Annotated in this window: 24 protein-coding genes; 8 read left to right on the forward strand and 16 right to left on the reverse strand. The window is 63.4% G+C overall.

Annotated features, from left to right (window positions below; all coding sequences use genetic code 11):
- Positions 1–114 precede the first annotated feature (114 nt).
- Both CBW50_RS05765 and CBW50_RS05770 read left to right on the forward strand, forming a co-directional pair.
- On the forward strand, positions 115–903 hold the full coding sequence (locus CBW50_RS05765; protein WP_226936414.1) for a helix-turn-helix domain-containing protein: 789 nt from the start codon (positions 115–117) through the stop codon (positions 901–903).
- Between the two features lie 91 nt (positions 904–994).
- Positions 995–1360 carry a VOC family protein gene (locus tag CBW50_RS05770; protein ID WP_086144652.1) on the forward strand — a complete coding sequence of 122 codons (366 nt, stop codon included), beginning with the start codon at positions 995–997 and terminating at the stop codon, positions 1358–1360.
- On the opposite strand, the gene CBW50_RS05775 is transcribed toward CBW50_RS05770, so the two are convergent.
- Positions 1357–2253, reverse strand: coding sequence for a LysR substrate-binding domain-containing protein (locus CBW50_RS05775; protein WP_172404683.1), 897 nt, complete (start codon positions 2251–2253; stop codon positions 1357–1359). The genes CBW50_RS05770 and CBW50_RS05775 overlap by 4 nt on opposite strands.
- A 161-nt stretch (positions 2254–2414) precedes the next feature.
- On the opposite strand from CBW50_RS05775, the gene CBW50_RS05780 reads away from it, so the two are divergent.
- A complete protein-coding gene (locus CBW50_RS05780; RefSeq protein ID WP_070220528.1) occupies positions 2415–3596 on the forward strand; it encodes an acyl-CoA dehydrogenase in 1182 nt (393 codons plus the stop codon).
- Positions 3596–4843: a CaiB/BaiF CoA-transferase family protein gene (locus CBW50_RS05785; RefSeq protein WP_086144654.1), complete on the forward strand. Its 1248-nt coding sequence runs from the start codon at positions 3596–3598 to the stop codon at positions 4841–4843. The genes CBW50_RS05780 and CBW50_RS05785 overlap by 1 nt, the downstream gene beginning before the upstream one ends.
- Positions 4844–4896: 53 nt before the next feature.
- Here CBW50_RS05785 and CBW50_RS05790 read toward each other — a convergent pair whose 3' ends face one another.
- Genes CBW50_RS05790 through CBW50_RS05800 form a run of 3 tightly spaced genes read right to left on the reverse strand, consistent with a single transcriptional unit; the run spans position 4897 to position 6762 of the window.
- Positions 4897–5223, reverse strand: a complete 327-nt coding sequence (locus tag CBW50_RS05790) for a barstar family protein (RefSeq protein ID WP_086144655.1) — start codon at positions 5221–5223, stop codon at positions 4897–4899.
- Between the two features lie 8 nt (positions 5224–5231).
- Positions 5232–6041: a 4-hydroxy-tetrahydrodipicolinate reductase gene (dapB, locus tag CBW50_RS05795; protein ID WP_086144656.1), complete on the reverse strand. Its 810-nt coding sequence runs from the start codon at positions 6039–6041 to the stop codon at positions 5232–5234.
- A 19-nt stretch (positions 6042–6060) separates the two neighbouring features.
- The gene (locus CBW50_RS05800) at positions 6061–6762 is read right to left on the reverse strand and encodes an outer membrane protein assembly factor BamE (RefSeq protein WP_226936411.1); all 702 of its coding nucleotides are present in this window, start codon (positions 6760–6762) and stop codon (positions 6061–6063) included.
- Between the two features lie 123 nt (positions 6763–6885).
- Here CBW50_RS05800 and fur point away from each other — a divergent pair, with 123 nt between their 5' ends.
- The gene (gene fur / locus CBW50_RS05805) at positions 6886–7317 is read left to right on the forward strand and encodes a ferric iron uptake transcriptional regulator (protein WP_086144658.1); all 432 of its coding nucleotides are present in this window, start codon (positions 6886–6888) and stop codon (positions 7315–7317) included.
- Positions 7318–7359: 42 nt separating this feature from the next.
- On the opposite strand, the gene hrcA is transcribed toward fur, so the two are convergent.
- Positions 7360–8376 carry a heat-inducible transcriptional repressor HrcA gene (hrcA, locus tag CBW50_RS05810; protein WP_086144659.1) on the reverse strand — a complete coding sequence of 339 codons (1017 nt, stop codon included), beginning with the start codon at positions 8374–8376 and terminating at the stop codon, positions 7360–7362.
- Between the two features lie 100 nt (positions 8377–8476).
- A complete protein-coding gene (locus CBW50_RS05815; RefSeq protein WP_172404684.1) occupies positions 8477–9202 on the reverse strand; it encodes an HAD family hydrolase in 726 nt (241 codons plus the stop codon).
- Positions 9203–9446: 244 nt separating this feature from the next.
- Between CBW50_RS05815 and CBW50_RS05820 the strand changes: the two genes are divergently transcribed.
- Positions 9447–10046 (forward strand): hypothetical protein, encoded by a 600-nt coding sequence (locus CBW50_RS05820; protein WP_086144661.1) that lies wholly within the window; start codon positions 9447–9449, stop codon positions 10044–10046.
- Positions 10047–10082: 36 nt separating this feature from the next.
- Positions 10083–10664, forward strand: coding sequence for a hypothetical protein (locus CBW50_RS05825; RefSeq protein WP_099419382.1), 582 nt, complete (start codon positions 10083–10085; stop codon positions 10662–10664).
- Between the two features lie 187 nt (positions 10665–10851).
- Here the strand turns inward: CBW50_RS05825 and mmsB are convergent, their stop codons facing one another.
- The 5 genes from mmsB to CBW50_RS05850 all read right to left on the reverse strand — a co-directional run bounded on the left by mmsB (position 10852) and on the right by CBW50_RS05850 (position 16419).
- Complete coding sequence (mmsB, locus tag CBW50_RS05830) at positions 10852–11754, reverse strand: 3-hydroxyisobutyrate dehydrogenase (RefSeq protein WP_086144663.1); 903 nt, start codon at positions 11752–11754, stop codon at positions 10852–10854.
- A gap of 81 nt (positions 11755–11835) precedes the next feature.
- On the reverse strand, positions 11836–12966 hold the full coding sequence (locus tag CBW50_RS05835; protein ID WP_086144664.1) for an enoyl-CoA hydratase/isomerase family protein: 1131 nt from the start codon (positions 12964–12966) through the stop codon (positions 11836–11838).
- Complete coding sequence (locus CBW50_RS05840; RefSeq protein WP_086144665.1) at positions 12959–13744, reverse strand: enoyl-CoA hydratase; 786 nt, start codon at positions 13742–13744, stop codon at positions 12959–12961. The genes CBW50_RS05835 and CBW50_RS05840 overlap by 8 nt, the downstream gene beginning before the upstream one ends.
- On the reverse strand, positions 13741–14901 hold the full coding sequence (locus CBW50_RS05845; RefSeq protein ID WP_086144666.1) for an acyl-CoA dehydrogenase family protein: 1161 nt from the start codon (positions 14899–14901) through the stop codon (positions 13741–13743). The genes CBW50_RS05840 and CBW50_RS05845 overlap by 4 nt, the downstream gene beginning before the upstream one ends.
- 9 nt (positions 14902–14910) lie before the next feature.
- Positions 14911–16419, reverse strand: a complete 1509-nt coding sequence (locus CBW50_RS05850; protein ID WP_253251905.1) for a CoA-acylating methylmalonate-semialdehyde dehydrogenase — start codon at positions 16417–16419, stop codon at positions 14911–14913.
- Between the two features lie 156 nt (positions 16420–16575).
- On the opposite strand from CBW50_RS05850, the gene CBW50_RS05855 reads away from it, so the two are divergent.
- Complete coding sequence (locus CBW50_RS05855; protein WP_086144668.1) at positions 16576–17958, forward strand: short-chain fatty acyl-CoA regulator family protein; 1383 nt, start codon at positions 16576–16578, stop codon at positions 17956–17958.
- A gap of 1 nt (position 17959) precedes the next feature.
- On the opposite strand, the gene CBW50_RS05860 is transcribed toward CBW50_RS05855, so the two are convergent.
- Genes CBW50_RS05860 through CBW50_RS05880 form a run of 5 tightly spaced genes read right to left on the reverse strand, consistent with a single transcriptional unit; the run spans position 17960 to position 22684 of the window.
- Positions 17960–19030: an adenosine deaminase gene (locus tag CBW50_RS05860; protein ID WP_086144669.1), complete on the reverse strand. Its 1071-nt coding sequence runs from the start codon at positions 19028–19030 to the stop codon at positions 17960–17962.
- A gap of 28 nt (positions 19031–19058) precedes the next feature.
- Positions 19059–20003: a nucleoside hydrolase gene (locus tag CBW50_RS05865; RefSeq protein ID WP_226936408.1), complete on the reverse strand. Its 945-nt coding sequence runs from the start codon at positions 20001–20003 to the stop codon at positions 19059–19061.
- A 20-nt stretch (positions 20004–20023) separates the two neighbouring features.
- A complete protein-coding gene (locus tag CBW50_RS05870) occupies positions 20024–21055 on the reverse strand; it encodes an ABC transporter ATP-binding protein (RefSeq protein WP_086144670.1) in 1032 nt (343 codons plus the stop codon).
- Positions 21056–21068: 13 nt separating this feature from the next.
- Entirely contained in the window at positions 21069–21848 is a 780-nt protein-coding gene (locus tag CBW50_RS05875) for an ABC transporter permease (protein ID WP_034778814.1), read from the reverse strand.
- Positions 21845–22684 carry an ABC transporter permease gene (locus tag CBW50_RS05880; RefSeq protein WP_086144671.1) on the reverse strand — a complete coding sequence of 280 codons (840 nt, stop codon included), beginning with the start codon at positions 22682–22684 and terminating at the stop codon, positions 21845–21847. Before CBW50_RS05880 ends, CBW50_RS05875 begins: the two co-directional genes overlap by 4 nt.
- Between the last annotated feature and the right edge of the window lie 5 nt (positions 22685–22689).

Here is a 22689-nt window from a genome sequence, read left to right on the forward strand (position 1 = left end):
GATATGAACCGAGCATTATACTGGTTGTCGCCGCCCGATAGCGCGGCGCGCTGGCGGCCCGGGCCGGCATATTTTTGCGAGCGCACAATTATGCTGTGTGATATATACACAATCTTGTTCTTTGCATCAAAGCCGGCCATGATCGTCTACCAGGAAGTCGCCCCCATCCCCGCCCTGCGGCCATGGCTGGACTGCGTCTGGACCTGCCGCGTGCAGACGGGCGCCACGCCCCTGACGCACCATGTCTTGCCGGACAATTGCATCGATATTTTGTGCCAGGACCAGCAGGATGCCAGCTTTGCCGTGGGCATGATGACGGCGCCGATTGCCGTCGTCAGCCATGGCCTCGTGCAGACGGTGGCGGCCCGCTTCAAGCCGGGCGCGGCGGCCCGTTTCTTCCGGCTGCCCCTGTGCGAACTCAATGATGGACGTGCCGATCTGCGGCAACTGTGGGGCCGCGATCTGGCGGCGCGCCTCGGCGATGCACTGTGGAGCGAACCCTTGTCCAATGCACAAAGAATTGCCATTTTGCAAGATTATCTGCTGCTGCGCCTGCGCCAGGGGCCGCCGCTGCGCCCGGCCGGCGTCGCCGAACACGCGATTGCCGCCATCGAAGGCGCGCACGGCATGCTGCGCGTGGATGGCCTGGCCGAGCGGCTGGGCGTGTCGCGCCAGCACCTGGCGCTGCAATTCCGGCGACAAGTGGGCATCAGCCCGAAGCTGTTTGCCCGCATCTGCCGTTTCCGGGCCGCCAGCGCTGGCTTGAAAAGCCTGCCGGGGCAGCCGGACTGGGCGCAAATTGCCTTGGAATATGGCTATTTCGACCAGTCGCACCTGATCCACGATTTCCAGGATTTCGCCCATACTTCGCCCGAGGCGTGGCTGACGGGCCGGCGCGCATGAGCACCTTCCATTTTTCCAATCGCGCGGCGCGCGCCGGTGGCATGATGATGCCAGCTATTTCGCCGACTATTTCAACCAACAGGAGCAAAACATGATCAAGGGCTTGCGCACCGTCACCTATCCCGTCCCCGACCTGGACCAGGCCAAGGCCTGGTACAGCCAGGTGTTCGGCACGGCACCGTATTTCGACCAGCCTTTTTATGTCGGCTTTGCCATCGGCGGCTTCGAGCTGGGCTTGCTGCCGGGCGGCCAGCCTGGCACGCAGGGCAGCGTCACCTACTGGGGCGTGGAAGGCATCGAAGCGGAAGTCGAGCGCATCGTTACGCTGGGCGGCACCCTGCACCACCCGATCACGGACGTGGGCGACGGCATCCGCACGGTGGAATTGCTCGATCCGTTCGGCAACCAGATCGGCCTGATCGACAATCCCCACTTCGATACGGCCAAGGTCGCCTAGGCCGCTTCGCCTTGCAGCCACAGCCGGAACTGCTGCAAGGCCAGCTTTTCATGCGCCGCCTCGGGCGTGATCAGATAATATGCCCGCTGGCCGCGCAGTGGGCGCTCGCATACAATGCGCAGCTCGCCACGCGCCAGTTCCGCCTCCACCAGCATACGCGGCAGCAAGACCACGCCCTGCCCCTGCACGGCCGCCATGGCCAGCATGGAAAACAGTTCATAGCGGGCGCCATAACGGGCCAGCTCGCCATCGACCTGCATGGCGTCGCACCATTGGCGCCAGGCGCCGGGGCGCGTGCTTTGCTGCAATAACGTCAATTCCAGCATATCCTGCGGCTGCCAGTGACTGCGCGCGGCCAGCAGGCGCGGACTGGCGACGGGCACGATTTCCTCATGCATGAGCAGGGTGGCGCGCGTGCCGGGCCAGCGCGCCAGCTGCTCGGGCGTGCCCGCATACAGGGCGCCATCGTATTCCGTATCGGCAAACATGAACGGCTTCGTGTAAGCATCGATATGCACGACGATGTCGGGATGCAAGCCCGCCAGTGACGACAACCGCGGCATCAGCCAGCGCGTGGCAAACGTCGGCACGGACGCCAGTTGCAGCGCGCCGCCACCGCCCTGGCGCGCCATGGTGTCGAGCGTATCGCGTTCCAGGCCATCGAGCCGTGCCGCAATCTGGCGCGCATACGCGGCGCCGGCGCTGGTCAGCAGCACGCCGTGGCGCGTGCGCTGGAACAGTTGCACACCAAGAAAGCTTTCCAGGGAGGATATCTGCCGCGAGACGGCGCTTTGCGTCAGCGACAGTTCGCGCGCCGCATGCGTGTAGCTCTGGTGGCGCGCGGCCGCCTCGAAGCAATTTAAAGCTTGCAGCATGGGAATTTTTCGCGACATGGCATCTCAAAGGAAGGAAAAGATACGCCAGTATGCCCCAAGATATGCGCAATACGCATGTCTGGGTGCGAAAAAATCGTTTGCGCAAGGTAAGGCAAAAATCTACCATGAGCCATATTCAATTTTGCGCCGATCACCGGCGCTCACCTGCGAGGCCTGTGATGAGCAAAACCGTATTCGACTGGAATTCCCCCCTGCTGCTGGAAGAACAACTGACGGGCGACGAGCGCGCCGTGCTGGAAGCGGCCCGCGACTATTGCCAGGGCAGCCTGGTGCCGCGCGTGCTTGAATCGTTCCGCCATGGCCGCACGGACGCCGCCATCTTCCGCGAAATGGGAGAATTGGGCTTGCTGGGCACCACCATTCCCGAAGAATACGGCGGCGCCGGCCTGAACTACGTTTGCTACGGCCTGGCCGCGCGCGAAGTCGAGCGCGTCGATTCGGGCTACCGCTCGATGATGAGCGTGCAATCGTCGCTGGTGATGGTGCCGATCAATGCCTTCGGCAACGAAGAAACCAAACAGAAATACCTGCCGAAACTGGCGACGGGCGAATTCATCGGCTGCTTCGGCCTGACGGAACCGAACCACGGCTCCGACCCGGGCAGCATGGTCACGCGCGCGCGCAAGGTGCCGGGCGGCTACAGTATCTCCGGCGCCAAGATGTGGATCACCAACAGCCCGATTGCCGACGTGTTCGTCGTCTGGGCCAAGGACGACGAAGGCGCGATCCGCGGTTTCGTGCTGGAAAAAGGCTGGAAAGGCCTGTCGGCGCCGGAAATCCACGGCAAGGTCGGCTTGCGCACCAGCATCACCGGCGAAATCGTCATGGATGAAGTATTTTGCCCGGAAGAAAATGCCTTCCCCGACGTGCGCGGCCTGAAAGGTCCGTTTACTTGCCTGAACAGCGCCCGCTACGGCATCGCCTGGGGCGCGCTGGGCGCGGCCGAAGACTGCTACCTGAAGGCGCGCCAGTACACGATGGACCGCCAGCAATTCGGCCGCCCGCTGGCTGCAAACCAGTTGGTGCAAAAGAAACTGGCGGACATGTTGACGGAAATCACCATGGGCTTGCAAGGCTGTTTGCGCCTGGGTCGCATGAAGGATGAAGGCTCGCCCGCCGTGGAAATCACCTCCATCATGAAGCGCAACAGCTGCGGCAAGGCGCTCGACATCGCCCGCATGGCGCGCGACATGATGGGTGGCAACGGCATTTCCGACGAGTTCGGCGTCATCCGCCACCTGGTCAACCTGGAAGTGGTCAACACCTATGAAGGCACGCACGATGTGCACGCGCTGATCATCGGCCGCGCCATCACCGGCATCGCCGCCTTCAGCAACTGATGGACGCCTTGGCTTCCACCCTGCGGCCCGCGCCGCTGGAAGGCTTGCGCGTGCTCGACCTGTCGCGCGTGCTGGCCGGTCCGTGGGCCGGACAATTGCTGGCCGACCTCGGTGCCGACGTCGTCAAGGTCGAGCAGCCGGGCCGCGGCGACGACACGCGCTCCTGGGGTCCGCCGTATCTGAAGGACGAGGACGGCCGCGACACGGCCGAGGCCGCCTATTTCCAGTGCGCCAACCGCAACAAGCGCTCCTTGTGCATCGACCTGGCCGCGCCCGAAGGCCAGGCGCTGGTGCGCCGGCTGGCGCAAGAAGCAGACGTGTTGCTGGAAAATTTCAAGCTGGATGGCTTGAAGCAATATGGCCTGGACTCTGCCAGCTTGCTGGCGCTCAACCCGCGCCTCGTGTATTGCTCGATTACCGGCTTTGGCCAGGATGGGCCGTACGCGGCGCGCGCCGGCTACGACTTCCTGATCCAGGGCATGGGCGGCCTGATGAGCATCACCGGCGTGCCCGATGGCCAGCCGGGCGCCGGGCCGCAAAAAGTGGGCGTGGCGCAGACGGACATCATGACGGGCCTGTACGCCACCATCGCCGTGCAGGCGGCGCTGGCCGAACGCGCGCGCTCGGGCCTGGGCCAGCACATCGACCTGGCCCTGCTGGACGTGCAAGTGGCAGCCCTGGGCAACCAGGCGGCCAATTACTTGTGCGGCGGCAAGGTGCCCCAGCGCATGGGCAATGCGCATCCGAACATTGTTCCATATCAAGACTTTCCCACGGCCGATGGCGACATGATTCTGGCGATCGGCAACGACGGCCAGTTTTCGCGCTTCTGCGCCGTCGCCGGCCACCCGGAATGGGCGCAGGATGAACGCTTCGCCACCAACCCGCAGCGGGTGGCGCACCGGGCGGTGTTGATCCCCTTGATGCGCCAGACCACGGTCATGCGCACGACGGCCGAATGGATAGCGGCCTTCGAGGCGCAAGCCGTGCCTTGCGGCCCCGTCAACCGCATCGACCAGGTCTTTGCCGACCCGCAAGTGGTGGCGCGGGGCTTGAAAGTGGAGATGCCGCATCCGACGGCGGGGACTGTTGCGCTGGTGGCCAATCCCGTGCGCCTGTCCGGCTCGCCGGTGCAGTACCGCTTGCCGCCGCCATTGCTGGGGCAGCATACGCAGGAAGTGCTGCAGCAGTGGCTGGGGTTGGAGAGTGGGGAGATTGACGGTTTGCGCGAACGCAAGGTCGTCTAAACAAAAACGCCGGCCAGTTGCAAAACTGTCCGGCGTTTTTTATGTCTTCAGCGTTACTTCAGCGTCAGTTTCAACGCCGGCTTTTCGCCATAATCGTCGTAGCGCTCATTGATGCCGGCGATACAGAAGGTGATTTCTTCCAGCAAATCAGGCACTTGCGCCTTCATCGCATCCGCGTCCTGCACCACGATTTCCAGCACTTCATTCGGTTTCAAACGGAACTGCGTCATGTTTTCATCGTCGCGCAGGTAGCTGAGACAATCGACCCAGGCATCCATGCTGTTGCCGTAGAACTCAGGGAAACCGAAGGCTTGCGCGCATTGCGCGTGAAAGCTCGCTGCGTCGGTGATGTCTTTTCCATTCAGGATGGCAGTGGCCATGGTCGTCCTCAGTTCTTCAGCGACAGCACGTCCTGCATGTCGAACAGGCCGGTCGGCTTGTCGGCCAGGAAACGCGCGGCGCGCAGGGCGCCGTGGGCGTAGGTGACGCGGCTGCTCGACTTGTGGCTGATCTCGATGCGCTCGCCGATGCCGGCAAACAGCACCGTATGGTCGCCGACGATATCGCCGCCGCGGATGGTCGCAAAGCCGATGGTGGACGGATCGCGTTCGCCCGTCACGCCTTCGCGGCCGTACACGGCGCATTCCTTCAGGTCGCGGCCCAGGGCGCCGGCCACCACTTCACCCATTTGCAGGGCCGTGCCCGACGGCGCATCGACCTTGAAGCGGTGATGCGCTTCGATAATCTCGATGTCGTAGCCTTCGGACAGGCTTTTCGCGGCCAGTTCCAGCAGTTTCATGGTGACATTCACGCCCACGCTCATGTTCGGCGCGAACATGATGGCCGTCTTTTCGGCGGCGGCGGCAATGGCGGCCTTGCCCGCGTCATCGAAACCGGTGGTGCCGATGATCATCTTGATGCCGTGTTCGGCGCAGTACGCCAGGTGCTGCAAAGTGCCTTCGGGACGCGTGAAATCGATCAGGTAATCGGCATTGGCCAGGCCGGCGGCCAGGTCGGACGCGATCAGCACGCCGGCAGGCTTGCCCAGGAAGGCGGCCGCGTCCTGGCCGACGGACGGCGAGCCGGCGCGGTCAAGGGCGCCGGCCAGCACGGCGTCCGGGGCGTTGCTGACGGCTTCGATCAGGATATGGCCCATGCGGCCGCTGGCGCCAGCGATGGCAATTTTCAGTTCAGTCATTTTATTCTCTTACAGCAACTTATTTGGTGGGCTCGGCTGTGGGCGCAGGCTCGGCGGCAGGCGCCGGCGCTGGTGCAACTTCAGGCTTGCTCACAGGAATGGCGGGCGTGGCATCGGCCGGTACCGGCACGGCGCTTGGCGCCACGGGCGACGGCACGACGGCGGCGGGCACATCGGCCTTGGCCACTTTGGCGAACGGCGACGGACCGGCGATGCGGTCGATATATTCTTTTTCTGTCGGCAGGTTGCCGCCTTCGAAACGCGCAACCTTGCCTTCCTTGTCAAAGAACACGACCACGCGGCTGCTGGTGGTTTCGCCGCTGCCCCGGGCCAGGCGGAAGGGATAATCCCAGCGGTCGGCATGGAAGATATCGGTCAACAACGAAGTGCCGAGAACAAAACGCACCTGGTCGCGCGTCATGCCTACCTTCAACTGGGCCAGCATTTCTTCGGAAACAAAGTTGCCTTGTTGAATATCTGGGCGATATGGCGAGAAAAACCACATGAATTTCTGCAGCGGCGTGATGGTTGTCGTCTGCGCGCCATTTTCAGGCACGACTTCCTTGCCCTCTTTCTGGGTAATGGCGGGCTTTTCGCCGAGGATGCCACGGCTGGCGCAACCAGACGCCACCAGCGCGACACAGACCATGCCTGCCACGACTGGGGCTCGAAATGAAAGACGGTGCCAGAGAGATGGCAATACAGCCGGTGTTACGCGCATAAATGACCTCAATTGAATGAACAAAACGCCAGGAGTGACCGGCCCGCCAAAAAATGCATATTTTGGCACTCCCCGACAAAACGCTATATGATAAAGCACCTGACCCACATACGAGCAACAAACATGAGTAACAATCCTAGTGATCTCAAGGCAAGCGGCCTGAAAGCGACCCTGCCACGGCTGAAGATACTCGATATCTTCCAGAGTAGCCCGGTACGCCACCTGACAGCGGAAGATGTCTACAAAATTCTGCTGGCCGACAATATGGATGTCGGTTTGGCAACTGTCTACCGTGTCCTGACGCAATTCGAACAGGCAGGCTTGCTCAACCGCAACCATTTTGAAACCGGCAAGGCCATCTTCGAGCTCAACGAAGGTTCCCACCACGACCACCTGGTTTGCCTCGATTGTGGCCGGGTCGAAGAATTCTTCGACGAAGACATCGAAATCCGCCAGCAAAAAGTGGCCGAAGAGCGCGGCTTCAAGATCGCCGAACACGCCTTGGCTATCTACGGCAACTGCATCAAGACGGCCTGCCCGCACAAATCCGCCTGATACGAGCCGGCCGTTTCCGCAAGGGAACGGCCGGCCTGACGTTCAATGATGACTGAGTGCGTTGGACAGTAATTTCGCCGTGATATCGACTATCGGAATGACGCGCTCGTAAGCCATGCGCGTCGGTCCGATCACTCCCAGCGTTCCCACGATCTTGCCGTTGACTTCATACGGCGCCGTCACCACGCTCATCTCATCCATCGGCACCAGGTTCGACTCGCCGCCGATGAAAATCTGCACGCCCGTCGCCTTGCTCGACACGTCGAGCAGCTGCATCAGGCCCGTTTTTTGCTCGAACATGTCGAACATCTGGCGCAGCGAGTGCATATTCGATGACAAATCGCTCACGCTGAGCAAGTTGCGCTCGCCGGAAATCACCATATCGTCGCTATGATCGGCCATCGCTTCGCTGCCCGCCTCCACGGCCGCCTGCATCAGGCTGCCCATATCGTCGCGCAGCTGACGCAACTCGCCCTGCAGGCGCACGCGCACGGCGTCAAACGACAGGCCGCCATAGTTCTGGTTGATGTAATTGGCCGATTGCACCAGTTGCGCCGGCGTATAGTCCGCCTCCGTCAGCAATAAACGGTTCTGCACGTCGCCACCGGGGGCGACGATGACGAGCAGGATGCGTTTTTCGGACAGGCGCAGGAATTCGATTTGCTGGAACACGGATTCGCGGCGCGGGCTGAGCACGACGCCGGCAAATTGCGACAGCGACGACAGCATCTGCGCCGCATTGGCGATGGTTTTTTGCGGCTGCGGCGTCTGCAGGCGCAGGCGCGACTCCACCAGGTGTTCATCGAGATGCTTGACCGTCAGCAAGGTGTCGACAAAGATGCGGTAGCCGCGCGGCGTGGGGATGCGTCCGGCCGAGGTATGGGGACTGGCCACATAACCGAGCTCTTCCAGATCGGCCATGATGTTGCGGATCGTGGCCGGCGACAGGTCGAGACCGGAAATTTTCGACAAGGCGCGCGAACCGACCGGCAGGCCGTCGGCGATATAGCGCTCGACCAGGGCTTTCAGCAGTGTTTGGGCACGTGTATCGAGTTGCATGGTGTGTAGTTAAGCAAGGTACTGTGACGCAAACGGCAACGAAGGCGGCCAAACGTGCGTCAACAGCGTCTATTATGCACGTTCGCCCGGTCAGCGGCGATCAATCTTCCAGTTGCCTTTGCAGCCACAGCAGCAATTCGTCAAAGTTCGCGCAGATGGCGTCCGGCTGCACGCCAGCCGCCAGGTGCGCGTCGCTGCCCTTGCGGTTCATCCAGACGGCGCGCATGCCCGCCCCCTGCGCCCCCGTCACGTCGAAATACAGGTCGTCGCCCACGTACACGGCTTCGTGCGGCGCCACGCCCAGCGCGGCGCAACCGGCCAGGAAGATGCTGGCATCGGGCTTGGCCACGCCGAAATCGCTGGCGGCGATGGACACCTTGAAATGCTGCGCCAGGCCGATAATTTCAAGGTCCGCGTTGCCATTCGAGATGGAGCCGACCAGCATGCGCTGGCGCAGCCAGGCCAGGCCAGGCAAGACATCGTCATAGGGCTGGACACGGTTGCGGGCGGCCAAAAAGTGCACGATGGCGCCATCGACCAGGGCGGCATCCTCGCCTGCCGCTTCAAAAGCGGCCAGCAGGCCCGCGCGGCGCAACTCGATCAGATTGCCATGAAAATGCGGCTGTTCGTTGAGCATGGTCAAACGGTGCTGACGCAACATCTCGCTGGAGAACTGCTGCGCCACCTTGGGCGCATGCGTGGCCAGCCAGTCGTGCAACAGGATTTCGGCGGCGGCGATCACGGGTGCGATAGGCCACAGCGTATCGTCGAGGTCGAACAGGATGGCCTTGGGCGGCACGACAGCTTTTACAGGGGCAAGGGACATGGAACTCACGATGGATGCCGCGCCACGGTGCGCAGCTTGCCTCTATTGTCGCACCGATCGCCGCCGCCGGCATGGCGCCGCCCCCGTGAAATGGGGCCGGACCGGCGCTTCCCGGCAAAAAATTGTTACAGGGTGATACAAGGCAAGGTCATCCGGCTTGCCAGATAGACTAAAATAGGCGCCATTCCAATGCGGCGCCAGCGTCCGTGTTGCGCTACCCCACCTAATTCGTTTTGGAGAATGTATGAAAAATTTGTACCTGCGCTCGATGCTGGCGGCGGCTTGCGCCGTCACCCTGGCAGCCTGCGGCGGCAGCGGCGGCAACCTGTATCTGCAAGGCCAGGTCGTCAACCTGGCAAAAGATGGCCTGGTTCTCCTGAATAATGGCGAAAGCTTGCCGATCTCTGCGAACCAGACCTCGTTTGTTTTCACCAAGCTGGTCAACACCGATGACCGCTACGATATCACCATTGCGCAACAGCCCAAGGGCGCCGTCTGCACCATTATCAACGGCAGCGGCAAGGCGTCGAGCTACTCCGTGACCACGGCCCAGGTGACCTGCCAGACCAATACCTACGCGCTGAGCGGCACCATCACGGGCCTGAACGCTGGCGGCTTGCGCCTGGTGATGGGTTCCAACGGCATCAGCCCACTGGCTGGCGCCACCTCCTACGAATTCAAAACCGTTGCTGACGGCGCCCCGTACAGTATTTCCATAAGGACTCAGCCAACGGGCCAGACGTGCCGCTTCCAGGGTTCGAAAAGTGCCGACGGCAGCGATACGGTCGGCACGATGGGCTCTGCCGCCACGACCGCGGCCACACTTGACTGCACGCCGCAGTAATCCTTGCGATCCGTCACCTATTTTTTGGAGAAATACATGAAGTTATCCTGCTTGCGCCCACTCGCCGCGCTGCTGCTGACCCTGGGACTGGCCGCTTGCGGCGGCAAGGCCTCGTACGATGTCAGCGGCACAATCTCCGGCTTGAACAATGAAGGACTGATCCTGGCCAATGGCGGCGAATCCCTGCCCGTCGCGGCCGGCAAGACATCTTTCACCTTTGCCAAGCGCATCGACTACGGCACCGAGTACAACATCACCTTCAAGCAACAACCGGCCCACATGACCTGCAGCATCAGCGGCGGTTCCGGTTCGGCTGGTCACTACCTCAATATCAGCGCCTTTGTTTCTTGTTCACAAAATACCTATAGCGTGGGCGGCACGGTTTCCGGCCTGACGGTGGACGGCCTGGTGCTGATTAACGGCAATACGCAGACAACGGTGGCCAAGGACGCCACGGCCTTTACCATGACCGGCCCTGTTGCCGATGGCACCACCTATAACGTCAGCGTCTTCACCCAGCCGAAGGGGCTGCTGTGCGTGGTACAACAAGGCACCGGCGTCGGCACGATGGGCGAAGCGAATGTGACGACGGTGAAGGTCGCCTGCAATCCGGCCTGAGTTGCGACGACGGTAGCCGCCAGGCGGCTACCGGGAAGAGATATCACGGAAATCTATATTTGATATTCCAAAGATAAATTGGAGTTATATGTGGCGATGCAGCATAATGCATCTGTCTCCTCCAACTCTTCCAAGAATTGGATTTAGCCCGCTTTCACCAGCGGGCTTTTTTTTTGCCCAACATTCCTCAACCGGGTTTGTTCAGACCCGGCTGCAGCATTTGCACGATGCTGGAGAAATCCTGCTGCGCATAACCGGCTTGCGCATGCATCTGGTACAGCTGGCGCACCAGGCCGCCCAAGGGCGTGGGCGCGTTCGCCGACAAGGCCGACTGCTGCGCCAGGCCCAGGTCCTTCAGCATCAGCGCCGTGCCGAAGCCGCCGCTGTAGTTGCGCGAAGCGGGCGTGCCGTCCATGACGCCAGGCCACGGGTTGTACACTTCCAGGGTCCAGTTGCGGCCGGAACTCTTGGCCATGATCTCGGACAACACTTTCGGGTCCAGGCCATGCGCCACGCCCAGGTTCAGCGCCTCGGCCGTGCCCGCCATCAGAATGCCCAGCAGCATGTTGTTGCAAATCTTCGCCACCTGGCCCGCGCCCGCCTCGCCGGCATGGAAGATATTCTTGCCCATCTTTTCCAGCAGGGGTCGCGCCTGCTGCACGGCGGCGTCCGGGCCGCCGACGATGAAGGTCAGGGTGCCGGCCGCCGCGCCCGCCGTGCCGCCCGAGACGGGCGCATCGATCATGGCAAAACCGCGCTCGCTGGCCGTCTGCGCCACCTGGCGCGCCACGTCGGCGGCGATAGTGCTGCAATCGATGAGCAAGGCGCCCGGCTTGGCCGAGTCCAGCACGCCGCCGGCCCCCAGGTACAGTTCCTGCACGTGCTTGTTGGCGGGCAGCATGGTGATGACGGCGTCGGCCGTCTGCACGGCCGCACTGGCGGACGCGGCCGCCGTGGCGCCCGCCTCGACGAGGGACGCCACTGCCGCCGGCGCCAGGTCGAACACGGATACGTGGAAACCGGCGGCCACCAGGTTGCGGGCCATCGGCGCGCCCATGTTGCCCAGGCCGATAAAAGCGATATGTTGCATTTTTAGAGTCTCCTGTAGCGCCTAAAAAAGCCCATGGCGTTGTTGCCTAGCCCTGAGCATTTTTATGCACTACTTAAATGTTTAAATGGGCAGGTCGGCCAGCGGATGCTGTGTCCACGGCGCCGCAAAATACTCGTCCAGGTACGCTGCGCTGACGTCACCCAGGGTGGCCGGCTGCCATTGCGGCGCGTTGTCCTTGTCAATCAGCAAGGCGCGCACGCCTTCGCTGAAGTCAGCATGGGCGCAACATTGCACGGCGACGATCAGTTCCAGCTGGAACACTTGCGCCAGGCTCAGATGACGCGTGCGTACACGCATGGCCCAGACCAGGGCGGCCGAGCTGGGCGCGCCCTTGTCCAGCGAGTGGGCCGCCTTTTGCAGCCAGGCCGAATCACCGTCATAGGCGGCAATGGCGGCCACCACTTCGGGCAAGGTGGGCGCTTGCGTCAGCGCGGCGATGGCGTCGAAGTTGGCGCGCACTTCGGACACGGGCAACATGGATGCGGGAGCCGAGAAGCCGCGCAGCAGGCGGTCCAGCTGCTGGTGATTCGCCTGCGGACTGGCTTGCCATTGCGCCAGCGCCAGCGCGTCGAGCACCATGTTCCGTTCTTCCTGACGCAGGAAATAGTCGCCCAGGCCCGCAAACAGGGCGTCGGCCGCGTTCAGCGGCGCGCCCGTCAAGCCCAGGAACAGGCCGCTGCGCCCTGGCATGCGGCCCAGAAACCAGCTGCCGCCCACGTCGGGAAACAGGCCGATGGTGATTTCCGGCATGGCGATGCGCGTGCTTTCCGTCACGACCCGGTGGCTAGCACCGGCCATCAGACCCAGGCCGCCGCCCATGACGATGCCGCCGCCCCACACCAGCAACGGTTTCGCATACGTATGGATGCGGTGGTCGAGCCGGTATTCCTCGGCAAAGAAGGCCAGCGCCTGCGGGTTCGGCACGACGCCGGGCTGCTCGACGATGGCCGCGCGCAGGCTGCGCACGTCGCCGCCCGCGCAAAAGGCCTTGTCCGTCGACGATTGCAGCACCACGCAGGCGATGGCGTCGTCAGCGGCCCAGCGCACGAGGGCGCTGTCGATGGCGCGTATCATGTCCAGGGTCAGCGCGTGCAAGGATTTGGGCGCATCGAGGGTGATGACGCCCAGCTTCATGCCGCCGGGACAGTCGCGTTCCTCGATTTTCACGGTTTCAAGCAAAGTCTCAACCATTCTTCCACTCCGCCGGACGTTTTTCCAGGAACGCCTGCACGCCTTCCTTCTGATCTTGCGTATCGAACAGGCCCAGGAACAAGGTGCGTTCATCGGGCAGTGAATGGACCAGGGGACGGCTGCGCGCGCCCTGGATCAGTGACTTGCACGCCGTCACGCTGCTGGGACTCTGGCGCGCCACCTTGGCCGCCAGGGCCAGGGCCGTGGCGGCAGCCTTGCCGGTTGGCACGACTTCCTCGACGAGGCCGATGGCCAGGGCCCTGGCCGCATCGACGCGCTCGCCGCATAAAATCATGCGCTTGGCCCAGCCTTCGCCCACCAGCCACGGCAGGTGCTGCGTGCCGCCCGCGCACGGCAGCAAGCCGACGGACGCTTCCGGCAAGGCCATCTGCGCGTGTTCCTCGGCGATGCGGATATCGCAGGCCAGCGCGCATTCGAGCCCGCCGCCCATGGCGTAGCCGTTGATGGCGGCGATGCTGACGCCGCGGAATGCGGACAGCGCCTCGAAGGCCTCGCCAAAGGCGGCGGCCATGGCGAAGGCCGTGTCCTTGTTGCCATCGGCAAACACGTTCAGGTCGGCGCCGGCCGAGAAGAACTTGGCGCCGCCGCCCGTGATCACGAGCGCGTACACGTCAGCGTCCGCGTTCAGGTCGGCCACCAGTTCTTTCAGGGCGCGCAGGCTGGCCAGGGTCCAGGTATGGGCGGGCGGGTTGTCGAGAGTCACCAGGGCCGTGTGGCCACGGCGTTCCAGCAGCAGATTGGTATACACTTTAGTCATCGTAAGGTCTCCGTGGCGCCGTCTTTCAAAATCGCTCGCGCGACGATCAGGCGCATGATTTCATTCGTCCCTTCCAGGATCTGGTGCACCCGCGTGTCGCGCACGTGGCGCTCGAGCGGATACTCGCGGATGTAGCCGTAGCCACCGTGCAATTGCAGCGCATCGTTGGCGACATTAAAACCCACATCCGTCGCGAAACGTTTTGCCATGGCGCAATATGCCGTCGCATCCGGGCTTTCCTGGTCAAGTTTCCAGGCTGCCAGGCGCACCATCTGGCGCGCCGCCACCAGTTCCGTCAGCATGTCGGCCAGCTTGAATTGCAGGGCCTGGAACTGGGCCAGCTCGCGGCCGAACTGCGTGCGCTCCTTCATATACGTTTGCGCGCGCGTCAGGGCCGCCTGCGCCGTGCCCACCGAGCACACGGCGATGTTGATGCGCCCGCCGTCGATGCCCTTCATGGCAATCGCAAAACCTTCGCCTTCCGCGCCCAGCAAGTTGCCAACAGGCACTTTCACCTGGTCGAAGCTGATGATGCGCGTAGGCTGGCTGTTCCAGCCCATCTTTTCTTCTTTCTTGCCATACACGATGCCGGGCAGATCCGCCGGCACGGCAAAGGCGGAAATGCCGGCCGCACCCTCGCCGCCCGTGCGTGCCATGACGATCAGCATGTCCGTCTGCCCCGCGCCCGAGATGAACGCTTTCGTACCGTCGAGCACGTAAAAATCGCCCTCTTTTACTGCCTTGGTGCGCAAGGATGCCGCGTCGGAACCCGATTGCGGTTCCGTCAGGCAATAGCTGGCCAGCTTCCGGCCGGCGGCCAGCGCTGGCACCCACTCGTCGCACAGGGCTTCCTGTCCCCAGCGCGACAGCATCCAGGTGGCCATGTTATGGATCGTGATATAGGCCGTGGTCGAGGTGCAGCCGCCGGCCAGTTCCTCGAAGACGATGGCCGCGTCCTGGCGGGACAGGCCCAGGCCGCCCCAGCGCTGCGGCGTGTACAGGCCGCAAAAGCCCATCTCGCCCGCCTTGGCGATGGTTTCCACGGGAAAGATCGATTCCGCATCCCAGCGGGCCGCGTGCGGCGCCAATTCGCCCTCGGCAAACGCGCGCGCCGCCTGCTGGAACTCGCGCTGCTCGTCGCTCAGTTCAAAGTCCATGCCAGCTCCTTACTTGAGGCTGATGGTGGTGTTGACCTTGCCCACCGACGCCGCATCCGTGAACCAGCGCTGGGTGATCGTCTGCGTCTGCGTGTAGAACAGCACGACCTGCTTGCCGAACGGGCCCAGGTCACCGAGCTTGGAGCCGCGCGAGCCCGTAAAGCTGAACAGGGGAACGGGCACGGGAATGGGCACGTTGATGCCGACCTGGCCCACGTCGATTTCTTCCTGGAAATAGCGCGCGGCGGCGCCGCTTTGCGTGAACAGGGCCGTGCCATTGCCGTTCGGATTCGCGTTCACCAGGGCGATCGCTTCATCGAGCGTGTCGACTTCGACGACGATCAGGACGGGGCCGAAGATTTCCTGGTCATACACGGCCATGCCGGGTTTCACGCCGGACAGGATCGTCGGCCCGACGAAGTTGCCGTTCGGATAGCCGTCGACCTTCACATCGCGGCCGTCGAGGGTCAGCACGGCGCCCTGCTCGACGCCCTTGGCGATCAGGCCAAACACGCGCTCTTTTGCCGCGCAGGAAATCACAGGGCCCAGGTCAGGATTGTCCTTGCCCGCGCCCACCGTCAGGGTTTGCGCCTTGGCGGACAGTTCCGGCAGCCACTCGCGCGCCTCGCCCACCAGCACGGCAACGGACGCCGCCATGCAGCGCTGGCCGGCCGCGCCGAAGCCTGCGCCCAGCAGCTGGTTCAAGGTCTGTTCTTTATTTGCATCAGGCAAGACGACGGCATGGTTCTTGGCGCCCATCATGCACTGCGCGCGTTTGCCGTTCAGGCTGGCGCGCTGGTACACATGCGTGCCCACCTTGCTCGAGCCGACAAACGAAATCGCCTTGATGTCCGGGTGGTCGCACAGGGCGTTGACCACGTCCTCGCCGCCGTGAATGACGTTCAGCACGCCAGCCGGAATGCCCGCCTGCAAGGCCAGGCGCACGAGTTTTTCCGTCACCAGCGGGTCTTGCTCCGATGGTTTCAGCACGAAAGTATTGCCGCAGGCAATCGCCATCGGAAACATCCACAGCGGAATCATGGCGGGGAAGTTGAACGGGGTGATGCCGGCGCACACGCCCAGCGGCTGCATCACGCTGTAGGTATCGACGCCGCCGGCCACGTTTTGCGCGTATTCGCCCATCTGCAGGGTGCCGATATTGGCGGCATGCTCGACCACTTCCAAGCCGCGGAACACGTCGCCTTCCGCGTCGAGCAGGGTCTTGCCCTGTTCCATCGTCAGGGTGGCGGCCAGGTCGGCCATGTTTTCGCGGATCAGCTGCTGGAGTTTCAGGAAAATGCGCGCGCGGGCGCCGATCGGCGTCTTGCGCCAGGTTTTGAAGGCGCGCTGGGCCGAGGCGATGGCGGCGTTGACTTCATCGGGCGTGGCGAACGGCACCTTGGCCAGGACTTCCTGCGTGGCGGGGTTGACGACGTCGCGCCAGACGGTGGTGCGGGATTCGACCCATTCGCCGTTGATCAAGAGGGGAACGGTCGGAATTATGTTTTGCGTGGTCACTCGGTGTCTCCTGGTGTGGGTATGGTCTGTTTGCATTATTCGCACAATCCCCAGCGCAAACAAGGCGTGAAAATGCGAGATAATGCAAAGCTGAATCTGTTAATCTGCAAAGATTGTAAATTTGCAGATTCCACAAACCGAGGGAGAGTAAACGCGATGGCAAAGGTTTTCATGGGCGTGCGCCTGCAGCGCCTGCGCGAGGAAAGGCGCATGACGCAGGTGGCGCTGGCCAAGTCCCTGGGCATCTCGCCCAGCTACCTGAACCAGATGGAGCGCAACCAGCGCCCGCTGACGGTGCCGATCCTGTTGCGCATCGGCAGTGTTCTCGGGGTCGACCCGCAAATCTTTTCCGAGCACGACAGCGCCAGCCTGGTGGCCGACGTGCGCGACGTGTTCGGCGAATTGCCCGACGCGCCGCCCACCTCGATGGCGGAACTGAAAATGCTGGTGGAAAACATGCCGGAACTGGCGCGCTCGATCTTGCTCTTGCAGCGGCGCTACCGGGTGATGGCGGAACGGGCCGATACGCTGGCCGCGCGCCTCGATGACGGCAGCCGCGGCGCCAGTTCGGCCGCGCCATCCACGGACGAGGAAGTGCGCGAATACCTGAACCGGCGACAAAATTACATCGATGAACTGGACCGGGCGGCCGAGCTGGTGGCGGGCGAACTCGACCCGCAACTGCGCACGCTCGACGCCCTGCAAAGCCGGCTGATGGAGCGCCACGGCATCCAGGTGCAGCTGTCCGATGGCGACGCGGGCATGGTGCGCAAGCACCGCTTTGATGCGCAACAACATATCCTGTTTCTGCCCGACACCCTGACAGGGGGCCAGCGCGCCTTCCAGATGGCGGCCCAAATCAGCCTGCTCGAACACAGTTCGCTGATCGACGCGCTGGTGCTGGCGGCGGGATTGTCCGGCGCGGCCGCGCAGACGGGCGCGCGCCTGGCGTTTTCCAATTATTTTGCCGGCGCCCTGTTGATGCCGTATCAGCGCTTCCTGCAGGCGGCGGAGTCGCGCGCCTACGATATCGAGCGCCTGGCGCACCAGTTCGGTGTGGGTTTTGAAGCCGTGTGCCACCGTTTGAGCACCATGCAGCGCCCCGATGCGGCGGGGCTGCCGTTTTTCTTCGTGCGCGTTGACCGCGCGGGTAACGTGTCGAAGCGCCAGTCCGCGACGGATTTCCATTTTTCCAGGGTGGGCGGCACTTGCCCCCTGTGGATCGTCTACGACGCCTTCAGCCATCCGGGCCAGGTACTGACGCAAGTGGCCAGCATGCCCGACGGCTGCACCTATTTATGGATCGCGCGCCAGGTCAGCACGGCGTCGCCCGGCTTCCGCGCGCCCGGCAAGACTTTCGCCGTGGCGCTGGGCTGCGACATCTCGCAGGCGCACCGGCTGATTTACTCGAAAGGGCTGGACCTGCACGATCCCGGCGGCGCCACGCCGATCGGCACGGGCTGCAAGGTGTGCGAGCGCCAAAGCTGCCCGCAGCGGGCGTTTCCGTCGCTGCTGGCGCCGCCGCCAGTGTCAGCCTGATTTACTCGACGACCCGGCTGCGCAGCGCGTCGAATTCACGCGTAAATTGCGCGCGCCAGTCGCGCCGCGTGGACTCGTCTATCCAGGCCGCGTCCAGGCCATTCAACATGAAGCCGCGCATGTCATCGAGGCCGAAGCCGAATTCGCGCATCATCATCCAGGCGCCTGTCGGCGTCACGTGGTGCAGGGTCGGGTCGTCCGTGTTCGGATGCAGTTTCAGGCCCAGCCTGGCCATGGCGCGGATCGGGTGGTCAAGGGCCCAGCGCTCGGGCGCCAGGGTGCGCAGGTAATACGAATTGGTGGGCACGACGGTAAACACCAGGCCGCGCTCCACGCAGCGCTGCGCCAGTTGAGGATTATCAACAATCGTGTAGCCGTGGTCGACCCTGTCCACCTGCAATTGCTCGATGGCCGTCTCCACGTTCATCCACGGCATGCCGAATTCGCCCGCGTGCGCCGTGCACTTGAAGCCGGCCTCGCGCGCGGCGCGGTAGGCCTCGATGAAGAGTTCCGGCGGACGGTCGTTTTCGCGGTAGTCGATGCCGATGCCGATGACTTCCGGCGCGCGGTGCGCCTTCATCCATTCCACCATCTGCACGGCTTCCGCGGGAGCGGCTTCACGGTCGATGCTGGGGATCAGACGGCCGATCACGCCAAAATCCCTTTGCGCGTCGCGGATGGCGGCCACGATGGCGTCCTGCGCCGAGCCGTAGCGGATGCCCGACACGCGCACCGTGCCGGTCGGATTCCAGAAGAACTCCGCATAGCGCACGCCGTGGCCATGCGCGTCTTCCAGGTATTCGTAGGCGAGGCAATACAGGTCGGTCGGCGTGACGATCAGGTGCGCGTCGAGCGCGCGCAGCACGCGCAGCACGCCGACGGGCTTGTCGCCGCGCGTATAGAAAGCGTCGATCTCTTCGGGAGTGACGACATTGCCCGCCTTGGCGGCCAGCGCGCGGAAAGTGGCCTGGCGCACCGTGCCGAACAGGTGGCAATGCAGCTCCACCTTCGGCATGGCGCGTAAAAACTGTTCGATGCTCAGGGCAGGCAGGGTGTCGGCAGGGTGACTCATGAAGCTCGCTTCGTTAGTGGAAAAAAGATCAGACGAGAATGGCGGCCAGGCGGCGCATCAGGCGCTCGATGGCAGCCGGGCCGTCGGCCAGCATCGCCACTTGCGTGTTGATGGGCGCGCGGCGCGGCACGCGGAACTCGCATACCGTCATGCCGCGCGTCAGTTCGCCCGTCAATTCGATGGCCACGTGAGCCGGCTGGAACTGGAACAGCTGCGGCGCTTCCAGGTACAGCGCCACGACCGGGTCGTACATGGGCATGGGCACGGAACCGTCGGCACTGCGGATGCGCACATACGCTTCCAGGTAGCCAGCCAGACGCAAGGCACGCGGCGTGGCGATGGCGCGCAGGCGTGCCACTTCCAGTTTAGTGACCAGCAGCTGGCGGCACAGGTTCAGGCCGAACATGCGCAGCGGGATGCCGGCCTTGAATACCTGCGCGGCCGCTTCCGGGTCCGCATAGATATTGAATTCGGCCGCCGCCGTGTGGTTGCCCTGGTCGGTGGAGCCGCCCATCAGGATGATTTCGACAATTTTTCCGGCGATATCGGGCGCGCGCGTCAAGGCGGTCGCCAGGTTCGTCATCGGCGCGATCGCCATGATGGTGATCTGGCCCGGATGCTTGCGCACGGCGGCGATCAGGGCGTCGACGGCGTGGCCGGCAGCGTCGCTGGCGGCGCCTGGCGGCAGGATTTCTCCGGTCGTCGGCATGCCGCTGTCGCCGAGGATGCGCTGCGCCGTTTCGATGACGCCCGCCAGCGGTTCTTCGCAGCCGCGGTAGATGGGCACCGTCAAGCCGTCATGGGCCTTGATGCGCAAGGCGTTGTCGTAGGTGATGGCGACGGGCGCATTGCCCGCCACCACGCTCACGCCCAGCCACTCGATGTCCGGATTGCTGCCCAGCAACAACATCGTCAGCCAGTCGTCAAATCCGGGATCCGTGTCGAGCCAGATTTTTTTCAAGGCTTGGGTCATGATGGTTTCCAGTTAAAAAATCAGGCAGCCAAACACAGGGCGCTGTCGGACGGCAGCACGAACGAGACGGCCGTGCCTTCGCGCCAGGCGGCGCCGCCGGCCGCGCAAATGCCCTTGACCTGGCCCAGCGGCGTTTGCAGCAGATATTCGACGGTGTCGCCCAGGAAGCCGCGCGCCAGCACGGTGCCCGGGTACTGGCCGCTTGCATCGTCGGCGGCGCACACGCGCACCTTGTCCGGACGCCAGCCCAGCACCGTCGTGCCCGAGGTCACCGGCGCCGTGTACGGCAGGCTGGCGCCCGCGTGGTGCAGCGCGCCGTCGCGGTAGTCGAACAGGTTCTCGAAGCCCATGAAGTTGGCAACAAAACGCGTCGACGGCGTATTGAAGACGGCTTCCGGCGCGGCCAGCTGCTCGATGCGGCCGCTGTTCATGACGACGATGCGGTCGGACAAAGCCAGCGCTTCTTCCTGGTCATGCGTCACGTACAGCATGGTGATGCCCAGTTCGCGCTGGATGCGGCGCAATTCGGCGCGCATCTGCACGCGCAGCTTGGCGTCCAGGTTCGACAGCGGCTCATCGAGCAGCAGCAGGGCCGGCTCGACGACGATGGCGCGCGCCAGCGCCACGCGCTGCTGCTGGCCGCCGGACATCTGCGCCGGCAAGCGCGTTTCGAACCCCGCCAGGCCGACGGCGGCGATCACGGCTTCCACCTTGGTTTTCAGCAAAGCTGGCGCAACCTTGCGCAGGCGCAAGCCGAAAGCGATGTTGTCGTATACATTCAGGTGAGGAAACAAGGCGTACGACTGGAAGACCATGCCGATATTGCGTTTATTCGGCGCCAGCTTGCCGATCTCGCGGCCGTCGAGCACGATGCGGCCCGACTGCAGCGGCATCAGGCCGGCAATCGCGCGCATGGTGGTGGTCTTGCCGCAGCCGCTGGGGCCCAGCAGGGAAATCAGTTCGCCCTGCTCGACGTGCAAGTCCAGGTCTTTCACGGACGTCGTGTTCTTGGCGTAGCCGAGGTTCAGCTTGTGCAGTTCCAGATAACTCATCGTGTATTGCCTCTTACATGTATTTAGAAATGCCCAGCACCTTCTCGGTCACCATCACGAAGGCCATGGTGAACAAGACCAGCAAGGTCGACAGGGCAGCGATCGACGGATCGAAGCTGTTTTCCATATGTCCCAGCATCTCGATGGGCAGGGTGCTGATGCCAGGCCCCGTCAGGAACAGCGAGACGGGCACCTGGTTGAACGAAGTGACGAAGGCGAGGAAGAAGGCGGCGATCACGGCGTTGCGGATGTTCGGCAGCACGATCATGAAGAACGCGCGCAGGCGCGACGCGCCCAGCGTGATGGCGGCATCCTCGATATCCACGCGCAGGTTCACCAGGCTGGCGTACACCACGCGCACCGAATACGGGATCAGCAACGCGATATGGCCGATCAACAGGCCCACGTAGACGGGCGCATTGATGGTCAGCACGAGGTGGTGCAGCAGTCCCAGGCCGACGAGGATGGCGGGAATGATCAGCGGCGACGTCAGGATCTGGCGGATGGCGCCGATGCCGGGCGGCGGCATGCGTGAAAACGCATACGCGACGGGTATGCCCAGCAACAGCGCGATGACGGTGGCGATCAGGCCGATTTCCAGGCTGGTCTGGAAGGCCCGGCGGAACTCGGGCGCCGACCACACTTCGATTATCCAGCGCAGCGAATACGACTCGGGCGGGAAGGCCAGGGTTTCGCCGCCGCTAAAGCCGGCCAGCACGACGATGGCGAAGGGGCCCAGCAGGAACAGGAACACGAGCCACAGGACGGCGCGCGAGAATAAGCTTTCTTTCATACGGAACTCCGGCTCGAGGAAATACGTTTAAGGCCGGCATTCACCAGCAAAGTCATGCAGACGAGGATGACGGCGATGACGTTCGCCGCGCCGAAGTCGCTCTCCACGCTGACCTTCTGGTACAGCAGGGTTTCCAGCATCAGCACCTTGGTGCCGCCCAGCAGGGCCGGCGTCACATAGGCCGTCACGCAGCCCGTAAACACCAGGGTGCCGCCGACCACCAGGCCTTCCTGCGTCAGCGGCAGGGTGACCTTGCAAAAGACTTGCCAGGGATTGGCGCCCAAAGTCGCCGCGGCCGGTTCCACGTCGCGCGGCAGGTTTTCCAGCGCGCCGGCCAAGGACATCAGCATCAAGGGCAGCAGCAGTTGCAGCAGGCCGACAAAGACGGCGAACTCGCTGAACAGCAAACGCAGCGGCTCGTCCGTGAAACCCATGTTGACCAGCGCCGCGTTGAGGGCGCCATTACGGCCCAGCAAGACGATCCAGGCGTAGGTACGCGCAATCGGCGAGACCATCAGCGGCAAAATCATCATGCCCACCACCAGCCCGCGCCACTTCGGCGACACGCGCGCCACGGCCTGCGCGGCCGGGTAGCCGAGGATGACGGCAGCGAGCGTCACCAGCGCGGCGATGCGCAGGGTGCGCCAGAAGATGGTGCGGTTGAATTCCTGCGAGAAGAATTCGACGAAGCGGTCAACGCCCCACTGCATGCCGTCGCCGACGCGGAAGGCGTCGACCAGCAGCGCCAGCACGGGCAGCAGGAAGCAGACAACGATAAAGATCAGCGCGGGCAGGACCAGCAGCAGGCCCAGGCGCTTTTTTGGATCAGCAAACATGGTGT

Origin of the sequence: Janthinobacterium sp. GW458P (genome assembly GCF_002127585.1) — a bacterium.
In the GTDB taxonomy this organism is placed as follows: Bacteria; Pseudomonadota; Gammaproteobacteria; order Burkholderiales; family Burkholderiaceae_D; genus Janthinobacterium.

What these genes read in the sequence shown, in the direction of transcription:
- CBW50_RS05770 (WP_086144652.1), top strand. Translation starts at nt 995, where the DNA reads ATGATCAAGGGCTTGCGCACCGTCACCTATCCCGTCCCCGACCTGGAC.
- CBW50_RS05775 (WP_172404683.1), bottom strand. Translation starts at nt 2,253, where the DNA reads ATGTCGCGAAAAATTCCCATGCTGCAAGCTTTAAATTGCTTCGAGGCG.
- CBW50_RS05780 (WP_070220528.1), top strand. Translation starts at nt 2,415, where the DNA reads ATGAGCAAAACCGTATTCGACTGGAATTCCCCCCTGCTGCTGGAAGAA.
- CBW50_RS05785 (WP_086144654.1), top strand. Translation starts at nt 3,596, where the DNA reads ATGGACGCCTTGGCTTCCACCCTGCGGCCCGCGCCGCTGGAAGGCTTG.
- CBW50_RS05790 (WP_086144655.1), bottom strand. Translation starts at nt 5,223, where the DNA reads ATGGCCACTGCCATCCTGAATGGAAAAGACATCACCGACGCAGCGAGC.
- dapB (WP_086144656.1), bottom strand. Translation starts at nt 6,041, where the DNA reads ATGACTGAACTGAAAATTGCCATCGCTGGCGCCAGCGGCCGCATGGGC.
- CBW50_RS05800 (WP_226936411.1), bottom strand. Translation starts at nt 6,762, where the DNA reads ATGCGCGTAACACCGGCTGTATTGCCATCTCTCTGGCACCGTCTTTCA.
- fur (WP_086144658.1), top strand. Translation starts at nt 6,886, where the DNA reads ATGAGTAACAATCCTAGTGATCTCAAGGCAAGCGGCCTGAAAGCGACC.
- hrcA (WP_086144659.1), bottom strand. Translation starts at nt 8,376, where the DNA reads ATGCAACTCGATACACGTGCCCAAACACTGCTGAAAGCCCTGGTCGAG.
- CBW50_RS05815 (WP_172404684.1), bottom strand. Translation starts at nt 9,202, where the DNA reads ATGTCCCTTGCCCCTGTAAAAGCTGTCGTGCCGCCCAAGGCCATCCTG.
- CBW50_RS05820 (WP_086144661.1), top strand. Translation starts at nt 9,447, where the DNA reads ATGAAAAATTTGTACCTGCGCTCGATGCTGGCGGCGGCTTGCGCCGTC.
- CBW50_RS05825 (WP_099419382.1), top strand. Translation starts at nt 10,083, where the DNA reads ATGAAGTTATCCTGCTTGCGCCCACTCGCCGCGCTGCTGCTGACCCTG.
- mmsB (WP_086144663.1), bottom strand. Translation starts at nt 11,754, where the DNA reads ATGCAACATATCGCTTTTATCGGCCTGGGCAACATGGGCGCGCCGATG.
- CBW50_RS05835 (WP_086144664.1), bottom strand. Translation starts at nt 12,966, where the DNA reads ATGGTTGAGACTTTGCTTGAAACCGTGAAAATCGAGGAACGCGACTGT.
- CBW50_RS05840 (WP_086144665.1), bottom strand. Translation starts at nt 13,744, where the DNA reads ATGACTAAAGTGTATACCAATCTGCTGCTGGAACGCCGTGGCCACACG.
- CBW50_RS05845 (WP_086144666.1), bottom strand. Translation starts at nt 14,901, where the DNA reads ATGGACTTTGAACTGAGCGACGAGCAGCGCGAGTTCCAGCAGGCGGCG.
- CBW50_RS05855 (WP_086144668.1), top strand. Translation starts at nt 16,576, where the DNA reads ATGGCAAAGGTTTTCATGGGCGTGCGCCTGCAGCGCCTGCGCGAGGAA.
- CBW50_RS05860 (WP_086144669.1), bottom strand. Translation starts at nt 19,030, where the DNA reads ATGAGTCACCCTGCCGACACCCTGCCTGCCCTGAGCATCGAACAGTTT.
- CBW50_RS05865 (WP_226936408.1), bottom strand. Translation starts at nt 20,003, where the DNA reads ATGACCCAAGCCTTGAAAAAAATCTGGCTCGACACGGATCCCGGATTT.
- CBW50_RS05870 (WP_086144670.1), bottom strand. Translation starts at nt 21,055, where the DNA reads ATGAGTTATCTGGAACTGCACAAGCTGAACCTCGGCTACGCCAAGAAC.
- CBW50_RS05875 (WP_034778814.1), bottom strand. Translation starts at nt 21,848, where the DNA reads ATGAAAGAAAGCTTATTCTCGCGCGCCGTCCTGTGGCTCGTGTTCCTG.
- CBW50_RS05880 (WP_086144671.1), bottom strand. Translation starts at nt 22,684, where the DNA reads ATGTTTGCTGATCCAAAAAAGCGCCTGGGCCTGCTGCTGGTCCTGCCC.